The sequence below is a fragment of the Sphingomonas sp. 67-41 genome, from assembly GCF_001899725.1.
Classification (GTDB): Bacteria; Pseudomonadota; Alphaproteobacteria; order Sphingomonadales; family Sphingomonadaceae; genus Sphingomonas; species Sphingomonas leidyi.
In genome coordinates this window covers 257,958-283,379 of sequence record NZ_MKWJ01000001.1, presented here as the reverse complement: position 1 = coordinate 283,379, position 25,422 = coordinate 257,958, and the positions used below count along the sequence as shown (strand labels likewise).

The window sequence follows — 25,422 nt, the reverse complement described above, 5'->3', positions numbered from 1 at the left end:
GGGAGGGGGACTGCGACCGGTAGCGTCGTGGTGAAGGGGGCTCTCCGCAGGCGAGACCCTTGCGGCGCCCCCCCTCCACCGGCCTGCGGCCGCTTCCCCTCCCCGTGCCGGGGGGGAATATAGATGCCCGCCTATGCCTATCGCGCCGCCGACAAGGCTGGCGCTTCCAAGAGGGGCATCATCGAAGCCTCCAGCCCCGCCGCCGCGCGCGCGCTGCTGCGCGAGCAGGCGCTGCTGCCGCTTTCCGTCGAGATGGCGGCCGAGAAGGGCGCCAGTTTCGGCACGATCCAGCTGCCCCGCTTCCGCCGCGCCGGCCTGTCTTCCAAGGCGCTGGCCACCGTCACGCGCCAGGTCGCCACGCTGGTCGGCTCGGACATCGCGATCGAGGAAGCGCTGCGCCTGGTCGCCACCCAGTCCGAGCATGCGCCCACCAGCTCGCTCCTGCTCGACGTGCGCGCCGCGATCCTCGACGGGCGCAGCTTCGCCGCCGCGCTGGCGCAGCATCCCGGGGCCTTTCCCGAATTCTACCGCGCCTCGGTCGCGGCGGGCGAGGCGTCGGGCAAGTTGCCCGACGTGCTCAACCACCTTGCCGAGTTCGTCGAGAACCGCCAGGCCAATGGCCAGAAGCTCCAGCTCGCCCTGATGTATCCCGCGCTGCTCGCGCTCGTTTCGTTCGGCATGATGGCGCTGCTGCTCGTCTATATCGTGCCGGATATCGTGAAGGTGTTCGTCTCGCGCGGGGCCGACCTGCCGTTCCTCACCAAGGCGCTGATCGCGGTGAGCTGGTTCCTCCAGAATTTCGGGCTGTACCTGCTGCTCGGCCTTGCCGTGGCGGCGCTCGTCTTCTTTCGCTGGGCGCGGGTGCCGGCCAATCGGCTGCGCATCGATCGCTTCTTCTCGGAGCGCCGCCCCTTCCGCCGTTTCAGCCGCCAGCTGAGCGCCGCCCGCTTCGCCGGCAGCCTCGCCACGCTGGTCGGCAGCGCCGTCCCCCTGGTCGATGCGCTGCATGCCGCGGCGGCGGTCACGCCCAATCGCTGGGTGCGCGAAAGGGCACTCGGCGTCGCGTCGCGGGTCCGCGAAGGCATCAGCCTGCGCGCCGCGATGGGCGAGGCGGGGGTCTTCCCCTCGATGCTCGTCGCGATCGTCGCCTCGGGCGAGAGTTCGGGGAGGCTGGCGCCGGCGCTCGACCGCGCCTCGCACGAGCTGCAGCGCGAGCTGGACGCGATCGTCGGCACCCTGGTCGCGCTGGTGGAGCCGCTGGTGCTGCTGGTGATGGGCGGGCTGGTGCTGATGATGGTGCTGGCGATCCTGCTGCCGATCATCAACCTGAACAATCTGGTGGGGTTGTAAGCCAAGGCAATCGCCATCCCGCCTTTGCGGGGCTGACGATATCGGATTGCGCGGTCAACGCATCACATCTGCCCCTGCACCCTGGCCCCGCCCGGCAGCCCGACGAACGGCAGGATCGCCGCGCCCTCCGGCGTCATCGCGATGTCGAGCGCGCCGTCCTCGGACAGCACCGCAGTCATCAGCGTCTTCAGCCGCTGGGCCGAGGGCGCCACCCGGATCGTCGTGCGATCGCCGACATGCTCGGCGGTGATCAGCAGCGCCGGCACCGCCACCGGCCCGCCGCCGCTCTTCGCCCGGCAGCTGCCCGGATCGGTGGTCACCTTGCCGTCGGCCATGCGGGCACCGCCGCCCGAGGCGATGCGCCGCATCTCGACCTGCAGGGTCAGGTTGCAGGTGAAAGGCAGGTTGGGCTGGAGCGCGCGGAGCAGGCTCGCATCGGCCGAGCCGCTGACATGGTCGAGCACCGTCCGCCCGCCCAGGTGCTGGAGCATCTGCCCGCCCAGATCGGTGTCCGGCCCGGTCGCCTTCCAGTCGGCCGCAAAGGCCAGGCTGGTCAGCGAGCGCAGCGGCGCCATGTGCCAGGCGAAGGTCGCGCCGCCGGCGATGCCGACTTCGCCGTTCCACACCGTGCCCGCCACGCCCGTGCGCCAGGTGGCGTCCCGGAAGATCACGCTCGCCGGCATCGTCACGAGCAGCGCGAGCAGATACGCCCCTATGCCGATCAGGGCGAAGAGGATAATAGACCGCCGTGCCCCGCTTCCCTCTCCCAGAGTCGGCAATGGATCGACGGACCCTGCTGAAGTCGCTGCAATCAGGCCTGGTCGCGTCAGCGGCATCGGTCGTGCTTCCCTCGCATGTGTTCGCAGCGGAGAAGAAGGACAAGCGCCCGATCGCCCTGCTGCTGCCGCTCACGGGCCCGCGAGCGCGGCTGGGCCTTAGCATGCGCCAGGCGGCGTTGCTCGCGGAAAACAGCGCCTATGTGCAGAGCTTCGACACGGGCGGCACCGCGGCCGGCGCCGCCGGTGCGGCCGCACAGGCGCTGAAGCTCAAGCCGGCGCTGATCCTGGGGCCGCTCTCGGCCGAGGAAGTGCCCGCCGTCTCCAGCACTATCGCCGGCCGCGTGCCCGTGATCGCGTTCAGCAACGATTCCGTGCTGCGCGCGCCGGGCACCTGGATCTTCGGGATCACCGCGGGCCAGGTGACCACCGCGATCCTGCGCTATGCCCGCACCCGCGGCGTGAAGACCGTGACGATGATCGACGACGGCTCGCCCTGGAGCGCCGCCGCCGCGCTCGCCGCCGGCAAGAGCGAGGGCGAACTCGGCATCACCGTCCATGTCCTCCAGGTGAAGCCCGGCCAGCCGCTCCCCGCGCCGGGCGAGGCGCCGGACGCCGTGCTGCTGCCCGGCAGCGGCGAGGCGGTTCTGGCCGCGGCACGCGCGCTCAAGGACACCGGCGTCCAGCTGCTCGGCACTTTCCAGGCGCTCGACAACCGCCCCCAGGCGCTCGCGGCGCTCGACGGCGCCTGGTTCGCCAGCCCCGATCCGGGTGCCTTCGGCACCTTCGCTGCCGCCTTCCAGGCCCGCAACGGCGGCGAGCCTGGCACGATCGCCGCACTCGCCTACGACGCGGCGGGCATCGCCAATACGCTGCGTGCCGACAACCGGCTGGGCATGGAGGGGTTGATGGACGCCAAGGGCTTCCACGGCGTCACCGGTCCGGTCCGCTTCCGCACCGACGGCTCGGTCGCCCGCGACTTCGCGATCGTGGTCGCCGGCGAGACCGGCTACACGCCGGTGGCGTCGAGCTCGGGTTCCTGAGGCCGAAGTGCTTCGTCCCGTTCCCCGCTGTCGCGACGAAGGAGGGGCCGAGCAGGGCTTTACCCTGATCGAGCTGATGATCTCGCTCGGCCTGTTCGCGCTGATCGCGGTGGCGGGCCTCGCACTGGTCGACGGCATCATCAAGGTGCAGGGGCGCACCGAGAAGCGGCTCGATCGCCTCGCCGATCTCCAGCGCGCGATGTTCGTGGTGTCGAGCGATATCGACCAGATCGCGTTCGGCCGCGTCTCGGGTGGCGGCGAGAAGCTGAACTTCACGCGCGCCGCGCCCGGTTTTGGCGGGCCGGCGGTGCCGCTGCAATATTCGGTGGCCAACGGCAATCTGGTGCGCGGATCGGGCGCGATGCTGCAGACCGTGGTCGGTGGCGTCGCCAATGTCCGCTGGCGCTTCCTCGACGGCGGCGCCTGGGCCGATCGCTGGCCGTTGCGCGACGAGGACAAGGACAGATGGCCGCGCGCCATCGCGATCGAACTGCAGGCAATCGGACCCGGCGGAACGCCCGGGGCGCTGCGCCGCGTGGTGACGCTGCCCGATCAGGCGGAGTATCCGAAGCAATGAAGCGGGCGGGCGAAGGCGAAGCGGGGATGATCCTCGTCAACGTGCTGATGTTCGTGGCGATCGCGTCCGGACTTGTGCTATTGCTAATCAATCGCGAAGAATTGGCGCTCGACCGCGCGCTGCGCACGCGCGAGGCGGCGCGCGCGCTGGCGGTGGTGCGCGGCGGCGAGCTTTCCGCTGTGGTGGCGCTCCGCCGCGACATGGTGGTCGCTCCCAATGAGGACAATCTCACCGAGCCCTGGGCCCGATTGTCGGAGAGCGGCGCGCCGATCGAGGGCGGCACCTTCGATCTCGCGATCGCCGATGCCGAGGGGCGCTTCAACTTGAATGCCCTGCGCGCGGGCGATGCCGGCGCGATCGTGCTGTTCCAGACGATCGCCAAGGATGTGGGGCTGTCGCCGGACGATGCGGTGAAGGCGATCACCTATGTCCGCCTCTACGGCCCGATCACCGACATCCGCCCGCTGCGCCTGGCGGGTCTGGATCCGGAGGCGACTGCCCGGTTGGAGCGGCTGGTGACGGCCTTGCCCGGCACCACGACGATCAACCTCAATGCCGCCGATCCCGATATGCTGCGCATCCTCTTTCGCGATCCGCTGGCGGCGCAGCGGCTGGCCGAGATCCGCAAGCGGAACGGCAAGCTCATCCTCAAGGACCTGAGCGACCAGAACCTCGCGCTGCCCTGGGGCACCAGCTTCCGCTCGGGCACCTTCTGGGTCCGTACCCGTGCGACGATCGGCGGCACCAGCCAACAGGCCGCCGTGCTGATCCAGCGCGTGCAGCATACCGATGGCAAGATCGCGGTGGGCGTGGTCGAGCGCTGGCGCGGGGCGTCGGTGCCGCCCGAGGCGCCGGCGTTCGTGGCGGGGCGTTAGGTGCGGGTTGGCGGGGGCGAGGCGCGCTGAAGGGGGTTAGCCGCCGTTCGAGCCCGCAGGGATGTAGACGGCATTCGACGAGGGGACAGCCTGCAAGTCCCAGCCGAAGGTTGCTGCGGCTGCCTTTGCTGCATCGCGTATCTCCTCCCAGACCGGGTGCTCGCGGAGAGCTGCCTCAGTCCAGAATGATGCATGCTGCTCGCCGACCATTTTGGAAAGCAACTGGTTCAAGATGTTGATCGCCTTTCGCTGCTCATCCGAAAACTCCGCCTCGTGTCCGACCATCTCATAAAGGCCATCTTCGAAGTCGAGGGCTAGCTCGTCCGCTTTGCAGACGAAGTCGGGAAAGAGGGAGAGCTGAATGCCGGCGGGCTGAGCCAAGGCGATGACCGCTCTCTGCAGTTGATTGCGCATCGCTCCTTCTATCACCTGTGCGCGAATTCATCCATCAGGGTGGAAACTGCCGTCGGAACGAAAGCGGACACATCGCCAGCAACTCGCATCGCCGCCGTTGCCAAGCCTCCCCGCGCCCGCTATCCGCGGGGTTCATCGATTGGATTTGCCTCTGCCTGCCATTGCCCAAGGCCCGGGAGCTTCGGTTCCCGCCTGAACCAGGATCCGCCTCGCCGCCAAGAGCGGCGGGCATTTTTGGCATGTGAGATCAAGAAATGTCAGACGACAAGTTTGCGCTCGTCGCCTGCGCGCGTGACGGGACCATTGCGTCCCCATGCGAGCGGGCGCGCGAAATCGACCAGGCATGCGCAGCCACCGCAGCGATGTACGACCGGTTGGGCTTCGATCCGCCCTGGATCGGATATATTGCCATATCGTCCGGCACGGCCGTCGGCGGCGGCGCCTTTGTCGGCGCTCCCGCCGATAATCGCGTCGAGATTGCCTATTTCACCCTGGCCGATCACCGGCGCACGGGCGTGGCCACGCAAATTGCCCGGAGACTGGTGGAGATCGCGCGGCATCACGCGCCCGGCATCGCGCTCTATGCGAAGACGATGCCGGAGGAGAATGCATCGACGCGCATTCTCACCAGGCTCGGTTTCCGGAGGATCGGTACCGATATCGATGACGAGATCGGCGAAGCCTGGGCCTGGTTGCTTCGGTGACCCGGCGGCCGGGGCACCGCCAGGTGCTCCGGCCAAGCGGGGCGTGGCGGGCGGGACTCGATCGGCAAACCCGTCATCCCCGCGAAGGCAGGTTTCGGAAGTAGTTTCAAGGGTTTGTCCGGGTTCTCACCCTAAAGCAAGATCCGGAACAGCGCGCCGCCGCCCGGGGCATCGGTGATCGCGATGCTGCCGCCATGCGCCACCACGATCTGGCGCGCGAGGTTCAGCCCCACGCCGGTGCCGGTCGCGCGGGTGGTGAAGAAGGGCAGGAACACGTCCTGGCGCAGCCCTTCGGGCACGCCGGGCCCATTGTCCTCCACTTCGATCGCCAGCGCCTCGCGGTCCGGGAACAGCCGCAGCGCCAGCCGGGGTGGGCGCTTCTGGCCGGCCATGGCCTGGGCCGCGTTCTGCAGCAGGTTGATCAGCACCTGCGCCAGCAGGTCGGGATCGGCATCGATCGCCAGCCGTGCCGAGGCCACATGGATCTCGAGCGGCACCTCCGGCTCGCGTGCGGCGAAGATGCGGCCCAGCTCCTCGGCCCAGGGCTGGGCGGCAAAGGCCTGGCGCTGGATTATCGGCGTGTGCGCCACCGTGCGATAGGCCTCGATGAAATGCCCCAGCCCATGCGCGCGCCGGGCGAGGGTGGAGACCGCTGCACGCGCATCGGCGATCCGCGGATTGGCCGCCAGCTCGGGATCGTCGAGCAGGTCCGCCGCGGTGGCGGCGAGCGACGTCACCGGCGTCAGCGAATTGAGGATCTCATGGGTCAGCACCCGCACCAGATCGGTCTGCGCGGCCATCTCGACTGCGTCGAGCGTGCCCTGGATCGGCTGCACCGTCACCACCCGGATGCTGCGCCCCAGCCGCTCGAGCATTCCCGAGCGGACCAGCGCGCGCTGCGTCCGCCCCTCGATCGCCAGCAGCAATATCTCCTCTGTCGCGCCGCCACCGGCCAGCCGCTTGGCGAGCGTCGCGCCATAGACGGCGTAGTCCTCGGTCCGGGTGCCGGGCGTCTTCCGGAACAGGCGCCGCGCCGCCTTGTTGGCGGGGGCGACTTGGCCCTCGCCGTCGATGGTGAGCAGTGCCACCGGCATGTCGTCGACCAGCGCTTCCAGAAAGCGCATCTCGGCGGCAGCGGCCATCTGGCGCGCGCGCAGCCGATCCATCGCCGAATCGAGCGCGGTGCCGAGCGCTTCGAACCCGGCGCCGCGATGGCCGCCGAAGCGGGCGGCGGTATCGTCGAAGCGCAGCGCCTCGACGAAGCGCGCGACATCGACATTGGTGCGCGAGACGTGGCGCCACAGCCCCCAGACCGCGCCCAGGACGAGCAGCAGCGCGACGATCCGCGCCGCGCCCAGCCCCGGGGTGAAGAGCGTCAGGGCTGCGGCGGCAAGCGCGCCTCCCAGCGCCGCGATCCAGGCGGCCAGGCCGGGCGCGAAGCGCCGGTCAAAGCCCATGCTTCTCCATCCTGCGATAGAGCGCCGCGCGCGACAGGCCCAGCTCGGCGGCGGAGAGCGAGATGTTGTAGCCGTGCTTCTTCAGCGCCTCCTCGACGATCCGGCGCTCCATCCGATCCAGGTTGAGGTCGTCGTTCTGCTGGAGCTGCGGCGGCGGCGTGATCGCCACGCTCGGGAAGCGCGGCATCGCGCGTATGAGCGCGAAGTCCTCCGGCTCCAGCGCTTCCTCGCGCGCCAGGATCACTGCGCGTTCCAGGGCGTGGCGCAGCGCGCGGACATTGCCCGGCCAGTCATGCTCGAGCAGTGCCATCCGCGCCGCCGGACTCAGCACCGGCACCGGCCGCCCGTAGCGCTTCGCATAATGCTGGAGATAATGGGCGACGAGCTGCGGCAGGTCCTCGTGGCGCGCGCGGAGCGGGGGCAGGTCGATCTCCACCGTGTTGAGGCGGAAGAGCAGGTCCTGGCGGAAATGGCTCTCGTCGCGCAGCTTCTCGGGGGGCAGGTTGGTCGCGGCGATCACGCGGATATCCACCGGCACCGGCTTGTTGGCGCCCACCGGCGTCACCTGGCGCTGCTCGAGCACGGTAAGCAATTTGGGCTGGAGCCGCAGCGGCAGGTTGCCGATCTCGTCGAGGAACAGCGTGCCGCCATGCGCCGCCTGGATGCGGCCCACCCGGTCGGTACGGGCATCGGTGAAGGCGCCCTTCACATGGCCGAACAGCTCGCTGTCGATCAGGTCCTCGCTGATCGCGCCCAGGTCGACCGTCAGCATCCCCTGGTCCGCCCGCAACGACTGGCGGTGCAGTTCGCGTGCCACCAGCTCCTTGCCGGTGCCGTTCTCGCCCAGGACGAGCACATTGGCATCGGTGGGCGCCGCGCGGGCGATCAGCGAATGGACGCGCGCCATCGCCGGCGAATCGCCGAGCAGGGGCGACGCGCCGACCGGCGGGGCGGGGGAGGGCGCGCCCCTGCCGCTCACTGCCTTGCGCGAGCGGCGGAGCGACGCGGCGGTGCGCACGGTGGCCAGCAGCTTCTCGTTCGACCACGGCTTGGAGACGAAGTCGGTCGCTCCGCGCTTCATCGCCGCCACCGCCACCTGAACGCCGCCATGCGCGGTGATCATCACCACCACCATCTCGGGATCGACCGCCAGCAGCTTGTCCAGCCAGGCCAGCCCTTCGGCCGCATCGGTGGCGCCGCGCGCGAAATTGGCGTCGAGCAGCACCGCGTCGGGCGTACGCGCCTGGATCAGGGGCAGCGCCTCTTCGGGGCTGCGCACTGCCTCGACATCCCTGAACAGCCTGCGCAGCAGCAGCCGCGAGGCCATCAATATGTCCTCGTCGTCGTCGATCACGACGCAGAATTCGAATTCCGGATCGCTCATTCTGCCCGCTCCCGTACAGCTAGTGTGCGGAACCGGACAATCAATTTACGTGCCAAGCCCTGGTCCCCCCTCGGCGCGCAATTGGCACGGGTCATGCTGACACTCCGATGAACGGCGCAAGTGCCGGAGGAGGAAATCGTGCGGCGCACCGGAGCAGGGAAGACGGAGGGAAGGACGCTCGCGGCACTCGGCGCGCTCGCGCTTCTGCTTTGCGCCCTGCCGCAAGGCCGCTTCGGGCTCGACCTCCGCGTCCAGGCGAACGCCACGCGCGCTGCGCTCGATCTCGGGCCGATTTCGTTTCGGATAGCGTTCGATTCCGGACGCTCCTGTCCGGAATCGAACAGTTGCCGTGTGAGGATGTGACGTGCCGCCGCTGGGGAAAGCGACTGGCACGGCTGTTGCTGGGGTAGTTGGTGGGGAAGAGGACATGGCGGTTTTGCGAATGCAGAAGGACAGGGGGGCCGTCTCCGGAAGCGGGATGGACCAGGTCGTCGAGAAGCGGGGGCTTTCGGGGCGGCTCAAGGTCGCGCTCGGCGCGGCGGTGCTGCTGCTCGCGCTGGGCGGCTTCTGGTGGTTCGCCCCGTCGGGCGCGAGCCAGACGGTGGGGGCGGACCGCGTGACCATCTCCAGCGTCACCCGCGGCACGTTCGACGATTTCATGCCGCTGCGCGCGCGCGTCACGCCGCTGCTCACCGTCTATATCGACGCGGTGGAGGGCGGCCGCGTCGAGAAGATGCTGGTCGAGGACGGCGCCACCGTCGCTGCCGGCCAGCCGATCGCCCTGCTCTCCAACGCCGAGCTCCAGCTCTCCACCCTCGCCCGCCAGACCGAGGTGGAGCAGCAGATCAACAACATGCGCAGCCAGGAACTGGCGCTCGCCCAGACGCGCCTGTCCAACGAGCGCGCCGTGCTCGCCGCCGAGACCGTCTATGACAAGGCCCGCCGCCAATATGACCGGGAAAAGCCGCTCGCCGATCGCGGCTTCGTCTCGGGCAAGCAGTTCGCCGACACCCAGGCCGATTACGCGCTCAGCCAGCGCAACCTCGCCGCCCTGAAGCGCAGCCAGGCGACCGATGCGCGTCTGCAGGGCAGCCAGCTCTCGCAGCAGCAGGCCGCGGCCAAGTCGATGCAGTCGGGCCTGGCCATCGCCCGCGCCAATCTCGACGCACTCCAGCTGCGCGCGCCGGTGGCCGGCCAGCTCTCGGGCTTTTCGGTCCAGGTCGGCCAGTCGCTCGGCCGCGGCGAGCGGGTCGGCCAGATCGACAGCCCCGGCCGCAACAAGCTGATCGCCGGGGTCGACGAATTCTATCTCGGCCGCGTCCAGCTCGGCCAGCAGGCGACGCTCGACTGGGGCGGCAAGCGCTACGGCGCCAAGGTCACCAAGATCTATCCGCAGGTGCAGAACGGCCAGTTCCAGGTCGACCTGCAGTTCACCGGCGGCGAGCCGCCCCAGCTCCAGCGCGGCCAGACCATGCAGGCGCGCCTCACCCTGGGGGATTCCGCACCCGCGCTGCTGATCCCCAACGGCGCCTTCTACAACGATACCGGCGGCGCCTGGATATTCGTCGTCGCGCCCGGCGGCGGCTCGGCGGAGAAGCGCAACGTGCGCCTGGGCCGCCGCAACACCGATTTCGTCGAAGTGCTCGAAGGGCTCGAGCCCGGCGAGAAGGTGATCACCTCGCCCTATACCGGCCTCACCGACAAGACGCGCCTGGACCTGACCAAATGACCGAAAAGAAAGGGAATCCGATGCTGCAGATGCGCGAACTCTCCAAGGTCTACCGCACCGACACGGTACAGACGACGGCGCTCGACGCGATCGACCTCGAAATCGCGCAGGGCGAATTCGTGGCGATCATGGGCCCGTCCGGCTGCGGAAAGTCGACCCTGCTCAACATGATCGGCATGCTCGATAGCCCGTCCTCGGGCAGCTATCTGTTCAACGGCCAGGAAGTCGCCGGTCTGGGCGAGACCAGGCTCGCCGATGTCCGCAAGGAGAATATCGGCTTCATCTTCCAGAGCTTCAACCTGGTCGACGAGCTAAGCGTCCGCGACAATATCGAGCTCGCGCTGCTCTACCACAAGGTCCCTGCCGCCGAGCGCAAGCGCCGGGTGGAGGAAGTGATGGACCGCACCGGCATCGCCCATCGCGCCAAGCACCGGCCGAGCCAGCTTTCGGGCGGCCAGCAGCAGCGCGTCGCCGTCGCCCGGGCGCTCGTCGCCAGCCCGAAGCTGATCCTTGCGGACGAGCCGACCGGCAATCTCGACACCCAGCATGGCGAGGAAGTGATGCACATGCTCCAGACCCTCAATGCCGAGGGTTCGACGATCGTGATGGTCACTCACTCGCCGGCGCACGCCGACTATGCCGGCCGCATCGTCAACATGCTCGACGGCCGCGTCCTCCAGGAACGCCGCCGCGCCGCCTGAAACTCCGGGAGAGGAGAAAGCCCATGTGGCGCAACTATCTGACGGTCGGCCTGCGCGCGCTTGCGAAGAACCGCACCTATGCCTTCATCAACCTGTTCGGCCTGGCGATCGGCCTGGCGGCCTGCCTGCTGATCCTGCTCTACGTCCAGTATGAGCGCAGCTACGACAATTGGCTGCCCGATGCGGGGCGCACCTATCAGCTCCAGGTCTATTACAAGAGCAAGACCACCGGCGACGGGTTCGAGAACCAGGGCGCGCCCTATGTGACCAAGGGGGCGCTGCTCAAGGATTTCCCGCAGATCGAGAGCGCCACCTATATGGGTGGGCCGCCGCTCACGCTGCTCAAGGACGGCGAGGCCAGGCAGGTCGATGAGGGCAGGCTGGTCGACGGCGCCTTTCTCGACACGATCGCGCTGCCGATGGCGCAGGGCGACCGCAAGGCGCTCTCGCGGCCCGGAACGGTGGTGCTGAGCGAGGACGAGGCGAACAAGATCTTCGGCACCAGGAACGTCGTCGGCCGCACCCTGACGCTGCTCACTTCGGGCAAGAAGGCCGATTACCGCATCACCGGCGTGTTCAAGGACCTCCCCAAGCACTCGCACATGGATATGCGGATGCTGGTCCGCGTCGATTTCCCGAGCATGTTCCCGGAGGACAATGGCTATCTGACCAGCTGGGGTTGGACCTCGGGCTGGGTCTATGTGAAGCTGCGCCCGGGCGTCGATGCCGCCACGGTGAACAACCAGCTGGAGGCGTGGAAGAAGCGCAACATCCCGGACATTACCTTCAACGGCCAGAAGCATAATCCCGGCGACGAGCGCACCTTCAAGCTGGTCGCGGCGCCCGACGTCCATCTCGGCCGCGCCACCGGCTCGGCGATGACCGCCGGCAACGACGTGCAGACGATCGTCACCTTCGCGGCCATCGCGGTGATGATCCTCGCCATGGCCTGCATCAACTTCACCAACCTCGCCACCGCCCGCGCCAGCCAGCGCGCTCGCGAAGTGGCGCTGCGCAAGGTGCTGGGTGCCACCCGCCGCCAGTTGATGACGCAGTTCATCGGGGAATCGATCCTGCTCGCGACCATCGCGATGCTGCTCGCGCTTGCCCTGGTCGAGATCGTGCTGCCCTGGTTCGGCAACTTCCTCGATGCCGATCTCGAGCTGCATTATTTCGGCCATGGCGGAATGTTCCTGCCGATGATCGGCCTGGTGCTGCTCGTCGGCGCGGCCGGTGGGCTGTATCCGGCCTTCTACCTGTCGCGCTTCCAGCCGGCGCGCGTGCTCAAGGCGAACAAGTCCGCGGCGGATGCCGAAGGCTCGGGCCTGTTGCGCAGCGCGCTCGTCGTGATCCAGTTCGCCGTCTCGATCGGCCTGATCATCTGCACCGCGGTGGTCTATTCGCAGAACGTCTATGCCCGCTCGCTCGATCCGGGCTACAAGCGGGCAGGGCTGATCCAGCTGGCCGGCATCGGCTCCAAGACGCTGGAGCCCCAGGCCGATGCGCTCACCCGCGCGATCGCCAAGGTGCCGGGCGTCGATTCCGTCGGGCGGACGATGATCGGCGTGGTGACCGGCAACACCTCCTCCACTTCGGTGGTCGTGCCCGGCCGCACCGATCCCGTCGACATCGGCATCTACGGCGTCGACGCCGGCTTCTTCCCCACCATGGGCATCCGCCTGGTCGCCGGCCGCCTGTTCGAGGAGAACCGCCCGGCCGACGACATGACCACGCCGGTCCCCGAGGATCCGGCGGCGGAAAGGGCGTTGGTCGCGCGCGGCGGCCATATCGTGATCAACGAGGGCGCCGTGAAGCGCATGGGCTTCAAAAGCGCGCAGGAAGCGATCGGCAAGACGGTCCGCTACGGCGTGAAGGACGAATATGGGGGATTGATGAACCTCACCATCATCGGCGTCGTCGCCGATGCGCGCTTCCGCACCGTGCGGACCGCGATCGAGCCGACCATGTTCCTGTTCGACAGGCACAGCGTGAGCTGGCTCGTCGCGCGCTTCCACGGCGACCCGCGCCCGGTGCGCGAGGAGATCGAGAAGGTCTGGCGCCGTTATGCGCCCGACGTACCCTTCGACGCGACCCTGGCCGACGAAGTGATCGCCCGGGCCTATAAGCGGCTCGACGCCCGTGCGCAGATGTTCGGCATGTTCGCGATCCTGGCGGTGGTGATCGGCTGTCTCGGCCTGTTCGGCCTCGCCGCCTTCACGGCGGAGCGGCGGACCAAGGAGATCGGCATCCGCAAGGTGCTGGGCGCGCGCACCGCCGATATCGCGCGGCTGCTCGTCTGGCAGTTCACGCGGCCCGTGGTGATCGCCAACATCATCGCCTGGCCCGTCGCCTGGTGGCTGATGCGCGAGTTCCTCAACGCCTTCGACGCGCGCATCTCGCTCACGCCGGTGCCCTTCATCGGCGCGAGCCTGCTCGCGCTGGCGATCGCGGTGCTCACCATCGGCGCCCATGCCTTCCGCGTGGCGCGCACCAATCCGATTCATGCCCTGCGCTACGAGTAGGCGCGTCAGTTCAGGGCCATGAGGAGCGGGCGAGGGGGCAACCTCTCGCCCGTTTTTCGTGCGTCGACGCCGGGTTGAGAACCCAAACAAGTATCTGATTTTCGTTCGTCATCCCCGCGCAGGCGGAGATGACGGCGTTAGCTGAATGAGTCCCCAACCTAGGGGCCGAGCGGCTCCGGCGGCGCGCGGCCATGCAGCGCAAGATGCCATCCGTGCGCGATATATGCGAGCTTGGGCAACTGCATCGGCGTGCGTTCACGACCGTCAGCGGCAGCGAGCTCGAGGAGCCGATCGGCAACGAGACGTGCGTCGGCCATGTCTGAACACTCCTCCGATGCGCATGCGGCCAATATAGCGGAGGTTCGCAAGAACGCGAACAGATCATGTACACGGGCCGCCACGGCGAGCGCCAGCCGATACCGGCTCGCCCCGGCTGGCGCTCGCAATCAAACCCGCTATTCTCGGACAAAATCCAAATCGGGAGGGGACATGATTCGCATCGCAAAGATCGCTCTGCTCGCAGCTGTAGCGATGACACCGGTAGCATATGCGGCGGTCGAAGTGATCGGCCAGATGACGCCGGCCGCACCGATCACCGAGGCGCGCATCGCCGCGCTTCCCAAGGCGGAGCAGGGCGCCTGGACCATCTATCTCGCCCGCTCGCGTGCGCTGATGGCGGCGGACAAGGCCGCGCTCGCCGCCGAGCGCCGGGGCCTGGCCGAGATTCCCGCGCCGCCGCCCAGCGGCAAGTCGGGCGGGAGCGGCATGCCCGCCAACCTCGCCGCGGCCTTCTATGCCACGCCCGAGGCGCGCCACGTCGCGGACAACATCGTCAGCTTCCAGACGCCCGCCGGCGGCTGGGGCAAGAATGTCGATCGCGACGGCCCGGTCCGCGTACGGGGCCAGCATTATGTCCCCGTCGAGCATCTGCCCGCCAATGCGCGCACCGGCGACGACGAGGCGTGGAGCTATGTCGGCACGATCGACAACAATGCCACCACGTCGGAGTTGCGCTTCCTCGCCCGCGTCCAGTCGATGGCGCCGGGTGCGGAAGGCGAGGGGTATCGCGCGGCCTTCCTCAAGGGCGTGCGCTATCTTCTGGGCGCACAATTCCCCAATGGCGGCTGGCCGCAAATCTATCCGCTCCAGGGCGGCTATCACGACGCGCTGACCTATAACGACGATGCGCTCTCCTCGGTCGTGACGGTGCTCGCCGAGGTCGCGCGCCGCCGCGACGATTACGCCTTCGTGCCCGAAGCGCTGGCCGCCAAGGCCAGGGCCGCCTGCGACAAGGCGATCCGGCTGATCCTCGCGACCCAGGTGGTCGTCGACGGCAAGCGCACCATCTGGGGCCAGCAGCACGACGCGCTCACGCTCGCGCCCGCGGGGGCCCGGAACTTCGAACCGGCCGCCCTGTCCTCCGACGAGAGCGCGGACCTGTTGATCTTCCTGATGAAGCAGGCGGGCCGGTCTCCCGCGGTCGAGGCGGCGGTGCGGGACGGGGTGGCGTGGATCGAGGCGCATGCCATCCACGGCGTCGCCTTCGAAAAGGGGCCGGACGGCCGCAAGCTGGTCGACAAGCCCGGCGCCGGCCCGATCTGGTCGCGCTATTACGACATCCGGACCGGCAAGCCGATCTTCGGCGACCGCGACCGCTCGATCCACACCGACGTCAATGCGCTCAGCCAGGAACGCCGCAACGGCTATAGCTGGTACAATGCCGGCCCCGCCAAGGCGCTGGTGGCGTACGAGAAGTGGGCCGGGCGCAAATAGGCTCTCCCCGGAGGAACCGGGAGCATAACGAAGCCGGCGGCGCTCATGCCGTCGGCAAATACCTTCGCCAGTCGGAGCCAAGCAGGATGCCGCCCATCCTGCCGGAGGCCCTCTATCGGATAGGGGACAAGTGTCGAGCGGATGGGGGCAGCGGGAAGCGCCTGGCTCAGCCCGCTGCTTCCAGCGCCTCGCTGGCTGCGAGCCATGCCGCCTCGGCCGCCTCGAGCCGCGCTTCCACTTCGCCGCGCCGCTTCATCAGCTCGCCCATCGACAGGCCCTTGAGCGCCGGCGAGGCGATCCCGGCCAGCGCCCCGTCCACTTCGGCCAGCGCCCGCTGCGCCTTGGCGATCTCGCCCTCGGCGTCCTTGACGGCCTTGCGCAGGCCGGCCGAGGCCTCGCGCGCCTGGGCGGCGGCGCGACGCTCCTCCTTCTTGTCCACCGGCGCGGCGGCGGGCGCGGGGGCCGGCGCCGGCTCCTTGCCGGAGACGACGAAGGCGGCATATTCCTCGATCGTCCCGTCGAACTCGCGGGCGGTGCCGCCGTCGACGAGGAGCAGCCGGTCGGCGACCAGTTCGAGCATGTGGCGGTCGTGGCTGACCAGCACCACCGCGCCCTTGAACTCGGCCAGCGCCTGGACCAGCGCCTCGCGCGTATCGACGTCGAGGTGGTTGGTCGGCTCGTCGAGGATCAGCAGGTGGGGCGCGTTGTGCGTCACCAGCGCCAGCGCCAGCCGCGCCCGCTCGCCGCCCGAAAGCTTGCCCACCGCGGTCAGCGCCTTGTCGCCCGAGAAGCCGAACCGGCCCAGCTGCGAGCGCACCTGCACCGGCGTCGCGCCCTTCATCACCCGGCCCATCGTCTCGACGGGCGTGTCCTTCGGGTCGAGCTCCTCGACCTGATACTGAGTGAAATAGCCGACCGTCAGCTTGGTGGCGGTGGCCATCTCGCCTTCCATCACTGCCAGTTCGCCGGCCATCAGTCGGGCCAGGGTGGTCTTGCCGTTGCCGTTGCGGCCGAGCAGCGCGATCCGGTCGTCGGGATCGAGCCGCAGCCCCACGCGCGAGAGGATCGGCTTGCCGGGCTCATAGCCCACCGCGACATGGTCGAGCGTCAGCAGCGGCGGGCGCAGGCCCACCGGATTGGGGAATTGGAAGGTGAGGCTGGGATCCTCGGCCACTGCCGCGATCGGCTGCATCCGCTCCAGGGCCTTGACGCGGCTCTGCGCCTGCTTGGCCTTGCTCGCCTTGGCCCGCCAGCGATCGACGAACGCCTGGAGCTTCTCGCGCTCGGCGACCTGCTTCTCGCGCGCCGCCGCCTGCTGGGCCAGTCGCTCGGCCCGCTGCCGCTCGAACGCGTCATAGCCGCCGGGATAGAGCGTGGTCTGGCCGCGATCGAGGTGGAGGATATGGTCTGCCACATTGTTGAGCAGATCGCGCTCGTGGCTGATCAGCAGGATCGTGCCGCGATAGGCGCGCAGGAATCCCTCGAGCCACATCACCGCTTCCAGGTCGAGGTGGTTGCTCGGCTCGTCGAGCAGCAGGATGTCGGGATTGAGGAAGAGGAGCGAGGCCAGCGCCACGCGCATCCGCCAGCCGCCGGAGAAGCTGTCCATCGGCCGAGCCTGCATCGCCTCGTCGAAGCCCAGGCCCTTCAGGATGCGCCCGGCGCGGGCCGGCGCCTCATAGGCGTCGATCTGGTCGAGCCGCTCATAGATATGGCCGAGCCGGTCGGGGTCGGTCTGGGTCTCCGCCTCGACGAGCAGCGCGGCGCGCTCGACATCGGCTTCCAGCACCGTGTCGAAGGCGCTGGTCTGTCCGCCGGGTGCGTCCTGGCGGAGATAGCCGAAACGGGCGTTGCGCGGGATGTCGACCGAGCCGGTGTCGGTCTCGATCATCCCGGCGATCGCCTTCATCAGCGTCGACTTGCCGGCGCCGTTGCGCCCGATGAAGCCGACTCGGGCACGCGGCGGGATCGCGGCGCTCGCGCCCTCGATGATTGCCCGGCCGCCGAGCCGGATGGTGATGTCGCGGAAGGAAAGCATGGGCGGCGCCTAGCAGCACTCGGCCGCTTGCCCAAGCCATGTATCAGCGCGTCCTGAACGCCTCGTAGCGCGCCCGGTCATAGGCCATGAACCGTGTCGCGCCATCGGCCTCGCTCCAGCCGGCGGCAAGCGCGACGGCGGTCGGGCCTCCCTGCGCGCCGAGCAATGCGGCCTGGATCTCCGCGCAGGGCGTCGCGGGGCCTTCGTGGCACACGACCGGACCGGGCGGGAGCGGGGCGGAGCGCCAGATGGGGTGCAGGGTGGCGGCTTTCGCCGGGTCGCTCGCCTGCAGCCTGCGCCAGGGATCCTCCGTCAGCGCGGCGACATCGGCGCGGCCCTCGATCAGATCGGCCAGCGCCGCCTCGTGCGTGCCCGCCATCCGGCGCGCGGCGAAGGCCGATGGTGCGCTGCCCGCCGAACGCAGCGCTTCGGCCTGCACCAGCCCGCCCGAGGTCGATCCCGGCAGGACCTCGCTATAGCGCAGCCCGGAAGCTCGCTTGCCCAGCGTATCGAGCGTGTCGATGCCCGTCTCGCGCCGCACCAGCAATACGCCGCGATAGCGATCCAATACCGGCGGCGGCGTGTCGAGCACGGCGATGGCCCGCAGGTTCGGGCAGTCCCGCACCTCGACGAACGCGCCGAGATTGGTCATCGCCACATCGACTTCGCCCCTGCACAGCGCTTCGGCCAGCGCGGTCGGTGTCGGCAGCAGCACGATTTCGGCCGGACGCCCCGCGATTCTCCCAGCCAGCGCCGCGATCGGTCCCAGCGCGATCCGGCGATCGTAGCGCGGATAGCTGTAGGTGCCGACGCGCAGCGGCGTCGCCTGCGCGGGTGCGGCGAGCGAAAGCAGGAGAGACAGCAGCATGCGTTGAGCGACTCCTCGCGCCTTGGTCGGGCGGAGACATCTCGCACATCCGTCTGCAACGGAAAAGCGGACCGACGGGTCGCTGCTGCCGGCCTCGCATCGATGCGGAATGAGGAGAGGGTAGGATAGGCGACTCACCCGTTCCTGCATATCGAGTCAATTACGTAATCCTACGCATGCCGCCGAGGGGGAGGCATTCCCATATCGCAGGCGATCGAGTCAGTGACGGAGATCGTTATGCGCAAGAATCTGTTCTGTTCTGCCTTGGCGCTTGCCTGTGCGGGCGCAGGTTTGACGCTCGGCGTGTCGCCGGCGATGGCGCAGGCCCATCATCAGGGAGGCGGGAGGCAAATGGCCGCGCCCGAGATGGAGCGTGCGCCCATGGCCTATCCGCGCTTCGAACGCCCCCAGGGCACCCAGACGCGCCCGAGCCAGCTCGATCGGCCCTATTACAACCATAACTTCAACGCCGATCGCACCTATCATATTGGCCCGTACCATCCGCCCCGGGGCTTCCAGTATCGCCGCTGGGCCTATGGCGATATCCTGCCCGGCATCTTCTGGGGGCAGGACTATTGGCTGACGGACTATTGGCTGTTCGGCCTCGACGTTCCGCCGGTCGGCTATGAATGGGTGCGCTACGGGCCCGATGCGCTTCTGGTCAACATAACGACCGGAGAGGTCGTCCAGGTCGTCTACGGGCGCTTCTTCTGAAGGCGGCGATCCCCCGGCGTCAGCGTCGGGGGATGGCGCGCGTCAAGACGATCCGCGGGAATGCCGCCCCCCGGATGGGGTAGGATCGACGATTTGCATGAGGATGAAATGGTCGGGGAAAGAGGATTCGAACCTCCGGCCCCTGCGTCCCGAACACAGTGCTCTACCAGGCTGAGCTATTCCCCGACCGGCGCATCCGGGGCGAACCCCGACTGCGAGGGGGCGCCTATAACCACGCCGTGGGAGTCACGCAAGCCACTGAATCAGCTTTTCCGCGCACCCAGCATGGCATCGACCGAAACGAACTTCTCGCGCGGGGCGCCGATGCGGGCGGCAGCGATCTCGGCGGCGTCGATCTTCTGCCAGTCGCGGAAGGTGACCAGCTCCACGCCCCGCCCCGCCAGCAGCGCGTCCAGCCCCGGCCGGCCGGCCTTTTCCGAGCCCTCGCCGACATCCTCGGCGATCTTCTCGGCGATGGCGAAGCCGTCGGGCCGGTTGGTGCCGATCGTCCCCGTCGGCCCGCGCCGCGCCCAGCCCACCGCATAGAGGCCGGGCAGCACGCGCCCGTCGAGATTGGCGAATCGCCCCGCCTTGTCATCATAGGGCACGCCGTCGATCGGCGGCGTGCGATAGCCGATGCAGCTCACCACCAGGCCGGCCGGCACCGCATAGGTCTCGCCCGTGCCATGGGCGTTGCCGTCCAGGCCCAGCGCGGTGCGCTCGACGATGACGCGCTCGACCTTGCCGTCGCCTTCGATCGCCACCGGCATGGCGAAGAAATCGAAGACGATGCGGATCGGCTTGTCGGGCATGCCCTGCGCGAAGCGGCGCAGATGCCCCACCGACTTGCGCTGCCCGGGGTCGAGGACCGTATCGTCCTCCGCCGGCGGCAGGTCCGCGGGGGAGACCAGCGGCGTGGCGCGCCGGAGCTCGCCCAGCTCGCCCAGTTCCTTGGGCGTCATCGCGATCTGGTGCGGGCCGCGGCGGCCCAGGATGGTGATGGTGTCGACATGCCCACCCCGCAGCGCGCCCAGTGCATGGGTGACGATGTCCGACCCCTCGAACTCGTCCTGCGTCTTGGCGAGCACGCGGGCGACATCGAGTGCGACATTGCCGTTGCCGATCACCACCGCCGGCCCGTCCAGCGGCGGATCGAGATCGGCGAAGTCGGGATGGCCGTTGTACCAGCCGACGAACGCCGCCGAGCCGACCACGCCGGGCAGGCCGGCACCGGGGATGTCCAGCTTGCGGTCGTGCGGCGCGCCGGTGGCGAGCACCACGGCGTCATAGAGCGCGCGCAGTTCGTCGATCGACACGTCCCGGCCCAGCGTGACGTTGCCGACGAAGCGGACATTGTCGGTCAATGCCACCGCCTCGTAGCGGCGCGAGACGCCCTTGATCGACTGGTGATCGGGGGCAACGCCGGTGCGGATCAGCCCGAAAGGCACGGGAAGCCGGTCGATGATGTCGACTCGGACCTGATCGCCGAACACCTTCTGGCAGGCTTCGGCCGTGTAATAGCCGGCCGGCCCGGAGCCGATCACCGCGACGTGACGCATGGGCATTCCTCCCGCGATCTGAGGGGGCCAGCCTAGCGCCCGGGCGGGGAAGGGCAACCCTCTCGACGGGCGCCCGGGGTTGTTGCTAGGCCGTGCCGATGATCGAAACGACCGCCAGCCTGCTTGGCTTGATCAATGTCTTCCTGGTCGTTCGCCGCAGCATGTGGAACTATCCCTTCGCGCTGGCGATGGTCTCGCTCTACGCCTGGGTCTTCTATCACGAGAAGCTCTACAGCGACGCGCTGCTCCAGCTCTTCTTCTTCGTGGTCAATCTCTATGGCTGGCGGAACTGGGCCCGCTCGCGGGCAGGGAGCGGCGAAGTGGTGGTCGAGACGATGGGCGTGCGGGCGCGCCTGGCCTGGGCGCTGGTCTGCGCCGCGGTGATCGGCACCTGGGGCTATGCGATGCACCGGCTCACCGACGCGGCCTATCCCTGGTGGGACGGCAGCATCGCGGTGCTCAGCATCGCCGCGCAGATCCTCCAGTCGCGCCGCAACTGGGAATGCTGGGTGCTGTGGATCACCGTCGACCTGCTCGCGATTCCCCTTTTCGCCATCAAGGGTTTGTGGCTTACGGCGAGCCTGTACTGCGTATTCCTGGCCCTTTCCGCTTGGGGGCTGATCAACTGGTTGAAGGCACGGGAATGAAGTTACGCACCATCTGTCTCCACGGGCCGGAGAGCACCGGCAAGTCCACGCTGGCGCCGCGCATCGCCGCCTATCTCGGCGGCGAGGTGGTGGACGAATATGGCCGCGAATATGCCGAGGCGCGCGGCATCGACTTCACGATGCGCGACCTGCTGGAGATCGCCAAGACGCACGATGCGGGCGCGCGCACCATGGTCGCGGCCGGCCTCCGGCCGCTGGTGCTCGATACCGATCCGTTGATGACTGCGGTCTGGGCCGACATGCTGTTCGGCGAGCGCGACCCCTGGTTCGACGAATGGCAGGGAACGGCGGACCTCTATCTGCTGTTCGATATCGACATGCCCTGGCGCGCCGACGGCACCCGCATGTTCGGCACCCGGGAACTGCGGCAGAAATTCTACGACCTCAGCAAGGCCGAGCTGGAGCGGCGGGGTGTGCGCTGGGCGCATGTCTCGGGCCAGGGCGAGGAGCGCTATGCCAATGCCATCGCCGCGATCGAGGCAGCCCAGGCGGACGGCTGAACGCGGCAGGGGCAGTTGCAGGATGCGTATGCTGCACTTGCGAGAAATTGTCGGTTCTTGTCATAGTTCGTACACAATCCGATCCTAACGGCGCCCTTGCAGGGGGCGAGAGCCACTCTTCGATAACAAGAATGCCCGGCGTGACGGTGGCGCGATTCTGCGAATGCGGGGTCGTGGCCGTTGCTGCGTGTCGGGCGCACAGCAGGGAAGAACCACATGAAGATCCGCATCACCAGATCTGCCCTTTTCCTGGGCGCGGCATTCGGCGCGCTCGCCATCGGCGGCACCGCGCAGGCGCAGGACACTGCCGCCCCGGCCGCCGACGAGCCCACGACCGAGATCGTCGTCACTGCCGAGCGCCGTCCCGAAGCGCTGAAGAACACGCCGGTGTCGGTCGCAGTGATCGGCGGCCAGGATGCCCGCGACTTCACCGCCAGCGGCGACGACACGCTGCTCGCGCTGTCGGGCAAGGTTCCCAGCTTCTATGCCGAGACGACCACCGGCCGCATCTTCCCGCGCTTCTACATCCGCGGCCTGGGCAATATCGACTTCTACCTGGGCGCCTCGCAGCCCGTGTCGATCATCCAGGACGACGTGGTGCTCGAGCATGTCGTGCTCAAGTCGAACCCGGTCTATGACCTCGACCATGTCGAAGTGCTGCGCGGCCCGCAGGGTTCGCTGTTCGGCCGCAACACCACGGCCGGCATCGTCAAGTTCGACACCGTCCGCCCGTCGCTGGACGGCCTCGATGCGCGCGGCACGCTGAGCTATGGCAGCTATAACAGCATCAGCCTCGACGCCGGCATCGGCGGCCCGCTGGCCGACAATGTCGCGATCCGCGTCTCGGGCCTGTTCCAGCATCGCGACAACTATGTCGACAACGCCTATTCCGGCCCGAACTCGGACGGCACCCAGCGTCCGAAGAAGAACGCGATGGGCGGCTTCGACGAGCGCGATGCCCGCATCCAGCTGCTGGTGAAGCCGACCGAGGACTGGACCTCGCTCTTCTCGGCGCACATGCGCAACTATCACGGCACCTCGACGCTGTTCCTGCGCAACGGGCTCAAGAAGGGCTCGAACGACGTCAGCAACGTCTCGCGCACCACGGTCCAGTATGACGAGGCGGCGAACAACCCGCAGGACTACGACACCTATGGCATGTCGTGGAACAACGGCTTCGATTTCGGTCCGGTCACGCTGACCTCGATCACTGCCTTCGAGACCAGCTCGGGCTATAGCCGCGGCGACACCGATGGCGGCTTCAGCCAGCTCGGCTACAATCCGGCGACGGGCACGTGCCGCGATTGCGGCCAGTCGATGGGCCGTCTGCGCGGTCTCGACCAGTGGTCGCAGGAAGTCCGCCTCGCCAGCAACGGCGATGGTGCCTTCAAGTGGCAGATCGGCGGCATGTACTTCGACAGCCGCGACATCACCGAGTTCTACCAGCGCGCCTGGTTCCTGAGCCCCGGCGTGGTCGGCCGTAACCCGAACAACTGGGTGCGCCTGCACGACGTGAACACCAGCTGGGCGCTGTTCGGCCAGGCGAGCTATCAGGTGACGCCGCGCTTCCGCCTGACCGGCGGCGTGCGCGTGACCCAGGACACGAAGACCACCGATCTGCTGAAGACCGCCGACACCGCGGCGGGCGCCGTGACCTATGCGGGCCGCCGCCATGTCCGCCTGTCGGACCGGCAGCCGAGCTGGGACGTGAGCGCGCTCTATGAGGCGAGCGACGATCTGAGCCTCTATGCCCGCGTCGCGCGCGGCTTCCGCGGCCCGACCATCCAGGGCCGCTCGGCCGTGTTCAACTCGGACTTCACCACCGCCAATTCGGAGACGATCCTGTCGTGGGAGGCCGGCATCAAGTCGAGCCTGTTCGACAACAAGGTCCGCTTCAACCTGACGGGCTTCTACTACACGGTCGACGACATCCAGCTGAACGGCAACGACTCGAACGGCAACGGCGTGCTCTTCAACGCCGACAAGGCCGAGGCATATGGCGTCGAGGCCGAGCTGAACGTGCGCCCGGTGCGCAACCTCGCGCTCTCGTTCGGTGCCAGCTGGCTCCATTCGGAGATCAAGGACAAGCGCGTCTATGCCCAGGTCTGCGCGCTGGCCGGCACGGTGGTCTGCACGGTCAACGACCCGACCATCACCCGCACCGTCTTCGGTTCGCCGGCGGTGTTCGCACAGATCGATGGCAACCCGCTGCCGAACGCGCCGGAATATAACCTCAGCGCCACGGCCCGCTACGACATCCCCGTCAGCGACAGCGGCAAGGTCTTCATCTCGACCGACTGGAACGTGCAGGGCTACACCAACTATGTGCTCTACAAGACCAACGAGTTCTACTCGAAGGGCAATTTCGAAGGCGGCCTGAAGATCGGCTACCAGGGCGGCAACGGCGCCTGGGAAGTCGCTGCCTTCGCCCGCAACATCACGAACGAGAAGAACCTCAAGGGCGTGATCGAAAACTATATGGCCGCGGTGCTCAACGAGCCGCGCGTCATCGGCGTGTCGCTGACCGGCCGGATCCATTAATCCCGTTTCCGGCGGTCAGTCGGGCCCGGCGGATTGCAACTCCGCTGGGCCCGTCCCCTTTCCAGGGCAAAAAAAGGGCGGGTGCCGATGGCGCCCGCCCTTTTCTCCACCGTTCGGAAAATGTCAGTTCGACGGCGCCAGCTTGGTGTTGAGCACCCAGCCGACATTGTCGTTCTCGTCGGCGACTTCCCACCACAGGCCGTTCTTGTTGCCGGTCGGATAGACGATCGCGCCCACCGGGAGCGTACGGATGACCTTGCCCGTCGCAACCGGGGCGGCGCGCATCGCGACCGGCGCCTGGGCGGTGAAGGTCTTGGCGGGCGCCGCCTGGGCGGTGCCGGCATCGCCCGGCCGGACCAGGCCGAGATCGGTGACCATCTTGGCATAGGCCTGGATGAAGGACAGCGTCACGATCCGGCCGATATCGGTATTCTCATAGCCGCCGCCGACCGCGCCGGCCGCACCGCCGAAGAAGCCGACGCCGCCGCCCGCGCCGAACCCGATGTCGTTCTTGGCGGCATAGCCTTCCTGCACCGCGATCGTCTCGGTCGTGCGGACGTTGGTGAGCGAGAGCACGGTGTTCGCCTCGAGCTTGCGCGACTTGATGCCGCCGAGCAGCCCGCCGACCCGGCCGCCGACCAGGCCGCCCACGATGCCGCCCACGGCGCTGCCGCTGGCATTGCTGTTGGCGCCCTGCACTTCGGCGACGAGCACATAATCGGCCGCCTTGATCTGCCCCTGGCCGACATTCGCGCCGCGCTGCAGGCCCAGGCCGCCGCCGATGTCGCGCTCGCGCGCGGCCGCCTGCAGGCCGGAGCCGCGATCGACGAGGTTGAAGCATCCGGAGCGCTGCACCAGCACCTTCAGCAGCTTGGCGGGCGGGGCGAGCTGATACTGGGTCCAGCCGCTGGGATCGTCGCCGTCGACGATCGAGAGCGTGCCCAGCTTGCGCGAGCAATGCGGCACGTCGTTGACGGCGGCCTGCTGCAGTTTTTCCCCCTTGGTCGGCTTGGCCTGCTTCTGCGCATAGGCTCCGCTCGCGCCGAGCAGGGCGGCCGAAGCCATCAACGTCTTCACGATGAACGCGGTCTTCGAGGTCATGGTTCTCTCCCTCTGTTTGAAACCATCGCCCGGATAGCGGCAAACGCGTCGCGGTGAAATCACAGAAGGTACCGGCAGTGTATTTCGGACCCTTTGGCTTTCGCGTGCAAGCTGCTAACGCGCCCCGA

General features: G+C 68.3%; 22 protein-coding genes and 1 tRNA gene. 13 read left to right on the top strand and 10 right to left on the bottom strand.

Features of this window, described 5'->3' with window-relative positions:
• Positions 1–123 precede the first annotated feature (123 nt).
• On the top strand, positions 124–1,350 hold the full coding sequence (locus tag BGP17_RS01285) for a type II secretion system F family protein (RefSeq protein ID WP_286710756.1): 1,227 nt from the start codon (positions 124–126) through the stop codon (positions 1,348–1,350).
• Between the two features lie 62 nt (positions 1,351–1,412).
• On the opposite strand, the gene gspN is transcribed toward BGP17_RS01285, so the two are convergent.
• A complete protein-coding gene (gene gspN / locus BGP17_RS01280) occupies positions 1,413–2,129 on the bottom strand; it encodes a type II secretion system protein N (RefSeq protein WP_286710755.1) in 717 nt (238 codons plus the stop codon).
• Here gspN and BGP17_RS01275 point away from each other — a divergent pair.
• Genes BGP17_RS01275 through BGP17_RS01265 form a run of 3 tightly spaced genes read left to right on the top strand, consistent with a single transcriptional unit; the run spans position 2,129 to position 4,621 of the window.
• A complete protein-coding gene (locus BGP17_RS01275) occupies positions 2,129–3,169 on the top strand; it encodes a penicillin-binding protein activator (protein ID WP_286710754.1) in 1,041 nt (346 codons plus the stop codon). The two genes, gspN and BGP17_RS01275, sit on opposite strands and share 1 nt — an antisense overlap.
• A gap of 7 nt (positions 3,170–3,176) precedes the next feature.
• On the top strand, positions 3,177–3,746 hold the full coding sequence (locus tag BGP17_RS01270; RefSeq protein WP_286710753.1) for a PulJ/GspJ family protein: 570 nt from the start codon (positions 3,177–3,179) through the stop codon (positions 3,744–3,746).
• Positions 3,743–4,621 carry a type II secretion system minor pseudopilin gene (locus BGP17_RS01265; RefSeq protein ID WP_167300823.1) on the top strand — a complete coding sequence of 293 codons (879 nt, stop codon included), beginning with the start codon at positions 3,743–3,745 and terminating at the stop codon, positions 4,619–4,621. Before BGP17_RS01270 ends, BGP17_RS01265 begins: the two co-directional genes overlap by 4 nt.
• A gap of 36 nt (positions 4,622–4,657) precedes the next feature.
• On the opposite strand, the gene BGP17_RS01260 is transcribed toward BGP17_RS01265, so the two are convergent.
• Positions 4,658–5,035: a hypothetical protein gene (locus BGP17_RS01260; protein ID WP_167300822.1), complete on the bottom strand. Its 378-nt coding sequence runs from the start codon at positions 5,033–5,035 to the stop codon at positions 4,658–4,660.
• Positions 5,036–5,289: 254 nt separating this feature from the next.
• Here BGP17_RS01260 and BGP17_RS01255 point away from each other — a divergent pair, with 254 nt between their 5' ends.
• Positions 5,290–5,739, top strand: a complete 450-nt coding sequence (locus BGP17_RS01255; protein ID WP_167300821.1) for a GNAT family N-acetyltransferase — start codon at positions 5,290–5,292, stop codon at positions 5,737–5,739.
• Between the two features lie 131 nt (positions 5,740–5,870).
• On the opposite strand, the gene BGP17_RS01250 is transcribed toward BGP17_RS01255, so the two are convergent.
• Entirely contained in the window at positions 5,871–7,196 is a 1,326-nt protein-coding gene (locus BGP17_RS01250; protein WP_286710752.1) for a sensor histidine kinase, read from the bottom strand.
• Positions 7,186–8,580 (bottom strand): sigma-54-dependent transcriptional regulator, encoded by a 1,395-nt coding sequence (locus BGP17_RS01245; RefSeq protein WP_167300819.1) that lies wholly within the window; start codon positions 8,578–8,580, stop codon positions 7,186–7,188. Before BGP17_RS01245 ends, BGP17_RS01250 begins: the two co-directional genes overlap by 11 nt.
• A gap of 427 nt (positions 8,581–9,007) precedes the next feature.
• Here BGP17_RS01245 and BGP17_RS01240 point away from each other — a divergent pair, with 427 nt between their 5' ends.
• The 3 genes from BGP17_RS01240 to BGP17_RS01230 are packed head-to-tail and all read left to right on the top strand — an operon-like array spanning position 9,008 to position 13,532.
• Positions 9,008–10,309 carry an efflux RND transporter periplasmic adaptor subunit gene (locus BGP17_RS01240; protein WP_286710751.1) on the top strand — a complete coding sequence of 434 codons (1,302 nt, stop codon included), beginning with the start codon at positions 9,008–9,010 and terminating at the stop codon, positions 10,307–10,309.
• 20 nt (positions 10,310–10,329) lie between these two features.
• On the top strand, positions 10,330–11,010 hold the full coding sequence (locus BGP17_RS01235; RefSeq protein ID WP_167300922.1) for an ABC transporter ATP-binding protein: 681 nt from the start codon (positions 10,330–10,332) through the stop codon (positions 11,008–11,010).
• 23 nt (positions 11,011–11,033) lie between these two features.
• Positions 11,034–13,532, top strand: a complete 2,499-nt coding sequence (locus tag BGP17_RS01230; protein WP_167300818.1) for an ABC transporter permease — start codon at positions 11,034–11,036, stop codon at positions 13,530–13,532.
• 158 nt (positions 13,533–13,690) lie between these two features.
• Here BGP17_RS01230 and BGP17_RS01225 read toward each other — a convergent pair whose 3' ends face one another.
• Positions 13,691–13,849: a Panacea domain-containing protein gene (locus BGP17_RS01225; RefSeq protein ID WP_286710750.1), complete on the bottom strand. Its 159-nt coding sequence runs from the start codon at positions 13,847–13,849 to the stop codon at positions 13,691–13,693.
• Between the two features lie 172 nt (positions 13,850–14,021).
• Here BGP17_RS01225 and pelA point away from each other — a divergent pair, with 172 nt between their 5' ends.
• The gene (gene pelA, locus BGP17_RS01220) at positions 14,022–15,305 is read left to right on the top strand and encodes a pectate lyase (RefSeq protein WP_286710749.1); all 1,284 of its coding nucleotides are present in this window, start codon (positions 14,022–14,024) and stop codon (positions 15,303–15,305) included.
• A 166-nt stretch (positions 15,306–15,471) separates the two neighbouring features.
• On the opposite strand, the gene BGP17_RS01215 is transcribed toward pelA, so the two are convergent.
• Together BGP17_RS01215 and BGP17_RS01210 are read right to left on the bottom strand one after the other, a co-directional pair.
• Positions 15,472–17,343: an ABC-F family ATP-binding cassette domain-containing protein gene (locus BGP17_RS01215; RefSeq protein ID WP_167300816.1), complete on the bottom strand. Its 1,872-nt coding sequence runs from the start codon at positions 17,341–17,343 to the stop codon at positions 15,472–15,474.
• Positions 17,344–17,386: 43 nt separating this feature from the next.
• The gene (locus BGP17_RS01210) at positions 17,387–18,211 is read right to left on the bottom strand and encodes a phosphate/phosphite/phosphonate ABC transporter substrate-binding protein (RefSeq protein WP_286710748.1); all 825 of its coding nucleotides are present in this window, start codon (positions 18,209–18,211) and stop codon (positions 17,387–17,389) included.
• A gap of 351 nt (positions 18,212–18,562) precedes the next feature.
• Between BGP17_RS01210 and BGP17_RS01205 the strand changes: the two genes are divergently transcribed.
• A complete protein-coding gene (locus BGP17_RS01205) occupies positions 18,563–18,925 on the top strand; it encodes an RcnB family protein (protein ID WP_286710747.1) in 363 nt (120 codons plus the stop codon).
• A 109-nt stretch (positions 18,926–19,034) separates the two neighbouring features.
• On the opposite strand, the gene BGP17_RS01200 is transcribed toward BGP17_RS01205, so the two are convergent.
• Positions 19,035–19,111 (bottom strand) — tRNA-Pro (locus BGP17_RS01200).
• Positions 19,112–19,188: 77 nt separating this feature from the next.
• The gene (locus BGP17_RS01195) at positions 19,189–20,484 is read right to left on the bottom strand and encodes an FAD-dependent oxidoreductase (RefSeq protein ID WP_167300814.1); all 1,296 of its coding nucleotides are present in this window, start codon (positions 20,482–20,484) and stop codon (positions 19,189–19,191) included.
• A 98-nt stretch (positions 20,485–20,582) separates the two neighbouring features.
• Between BGP17_RS01195 and pnuC the strand changes: the two genes are divergently transcribed.
• From pnuC to BGP17_RS01180, 3 genes are all read left to right on the top strand, one after another.
• Positions 20,583–21,131 (top strand): nicotinamide riboside transporter PnuC, encoded by a 549-nt coding sequence (gene pnuC / locus BGP17_RS01190; protein WP_167300813.1) that lies wholly within the window; start codon positions 20,583–20,585, stop codon positions 21,129–21,131.
• A complete protein-coding gene (locus BGP17_RS01185) occupies positions 21,128–21,652 on the top strand; it encodes an AAA family ATPase (protein WP_167300812.1) in 525 nt (174 codons plus the stop codon). The genes pnuC and BGP17_RS01185 overlap by 4 nt, the downstream gene beginning before the upstream one ends.
• A gap of 216 nt (positions 21,653–21,868) precedes the next feature.
• Positions 21,869–24,193 carry a TonB-dependent receptor gene (locus tag BGP17_RS01180; RefSeq protein ID WP_167300811.1) on the top strand — a complete coding sequence of 775 codons (2,325 nt, stop codon included), beginning with the start codon at positions 21,869–21,871 and terminating at the stop codon, positions 24,191–24,193.
• A 123-nt stretch (positions 24,194–24,316) separates the two neighbouring features.
• Here the strand turns inward: BGP17_RS01180 and BGP17_RS01175 are convergent, their stop codons facing one another.
• Positions 24,317–25,258: a CsgG/HfaB family protein gene (locus BGP17_RS01175; RefSeq protein ID WP_380926310.1), complete on the bottom strand. Its 942-nt coding sequence runs from the start codon at positions 25,256–25,258 to the stop codon at positions 24,317–24,319.
• Between the last annotated feature and the right edge of the window lie 164 nt (positions 25,259–25,422).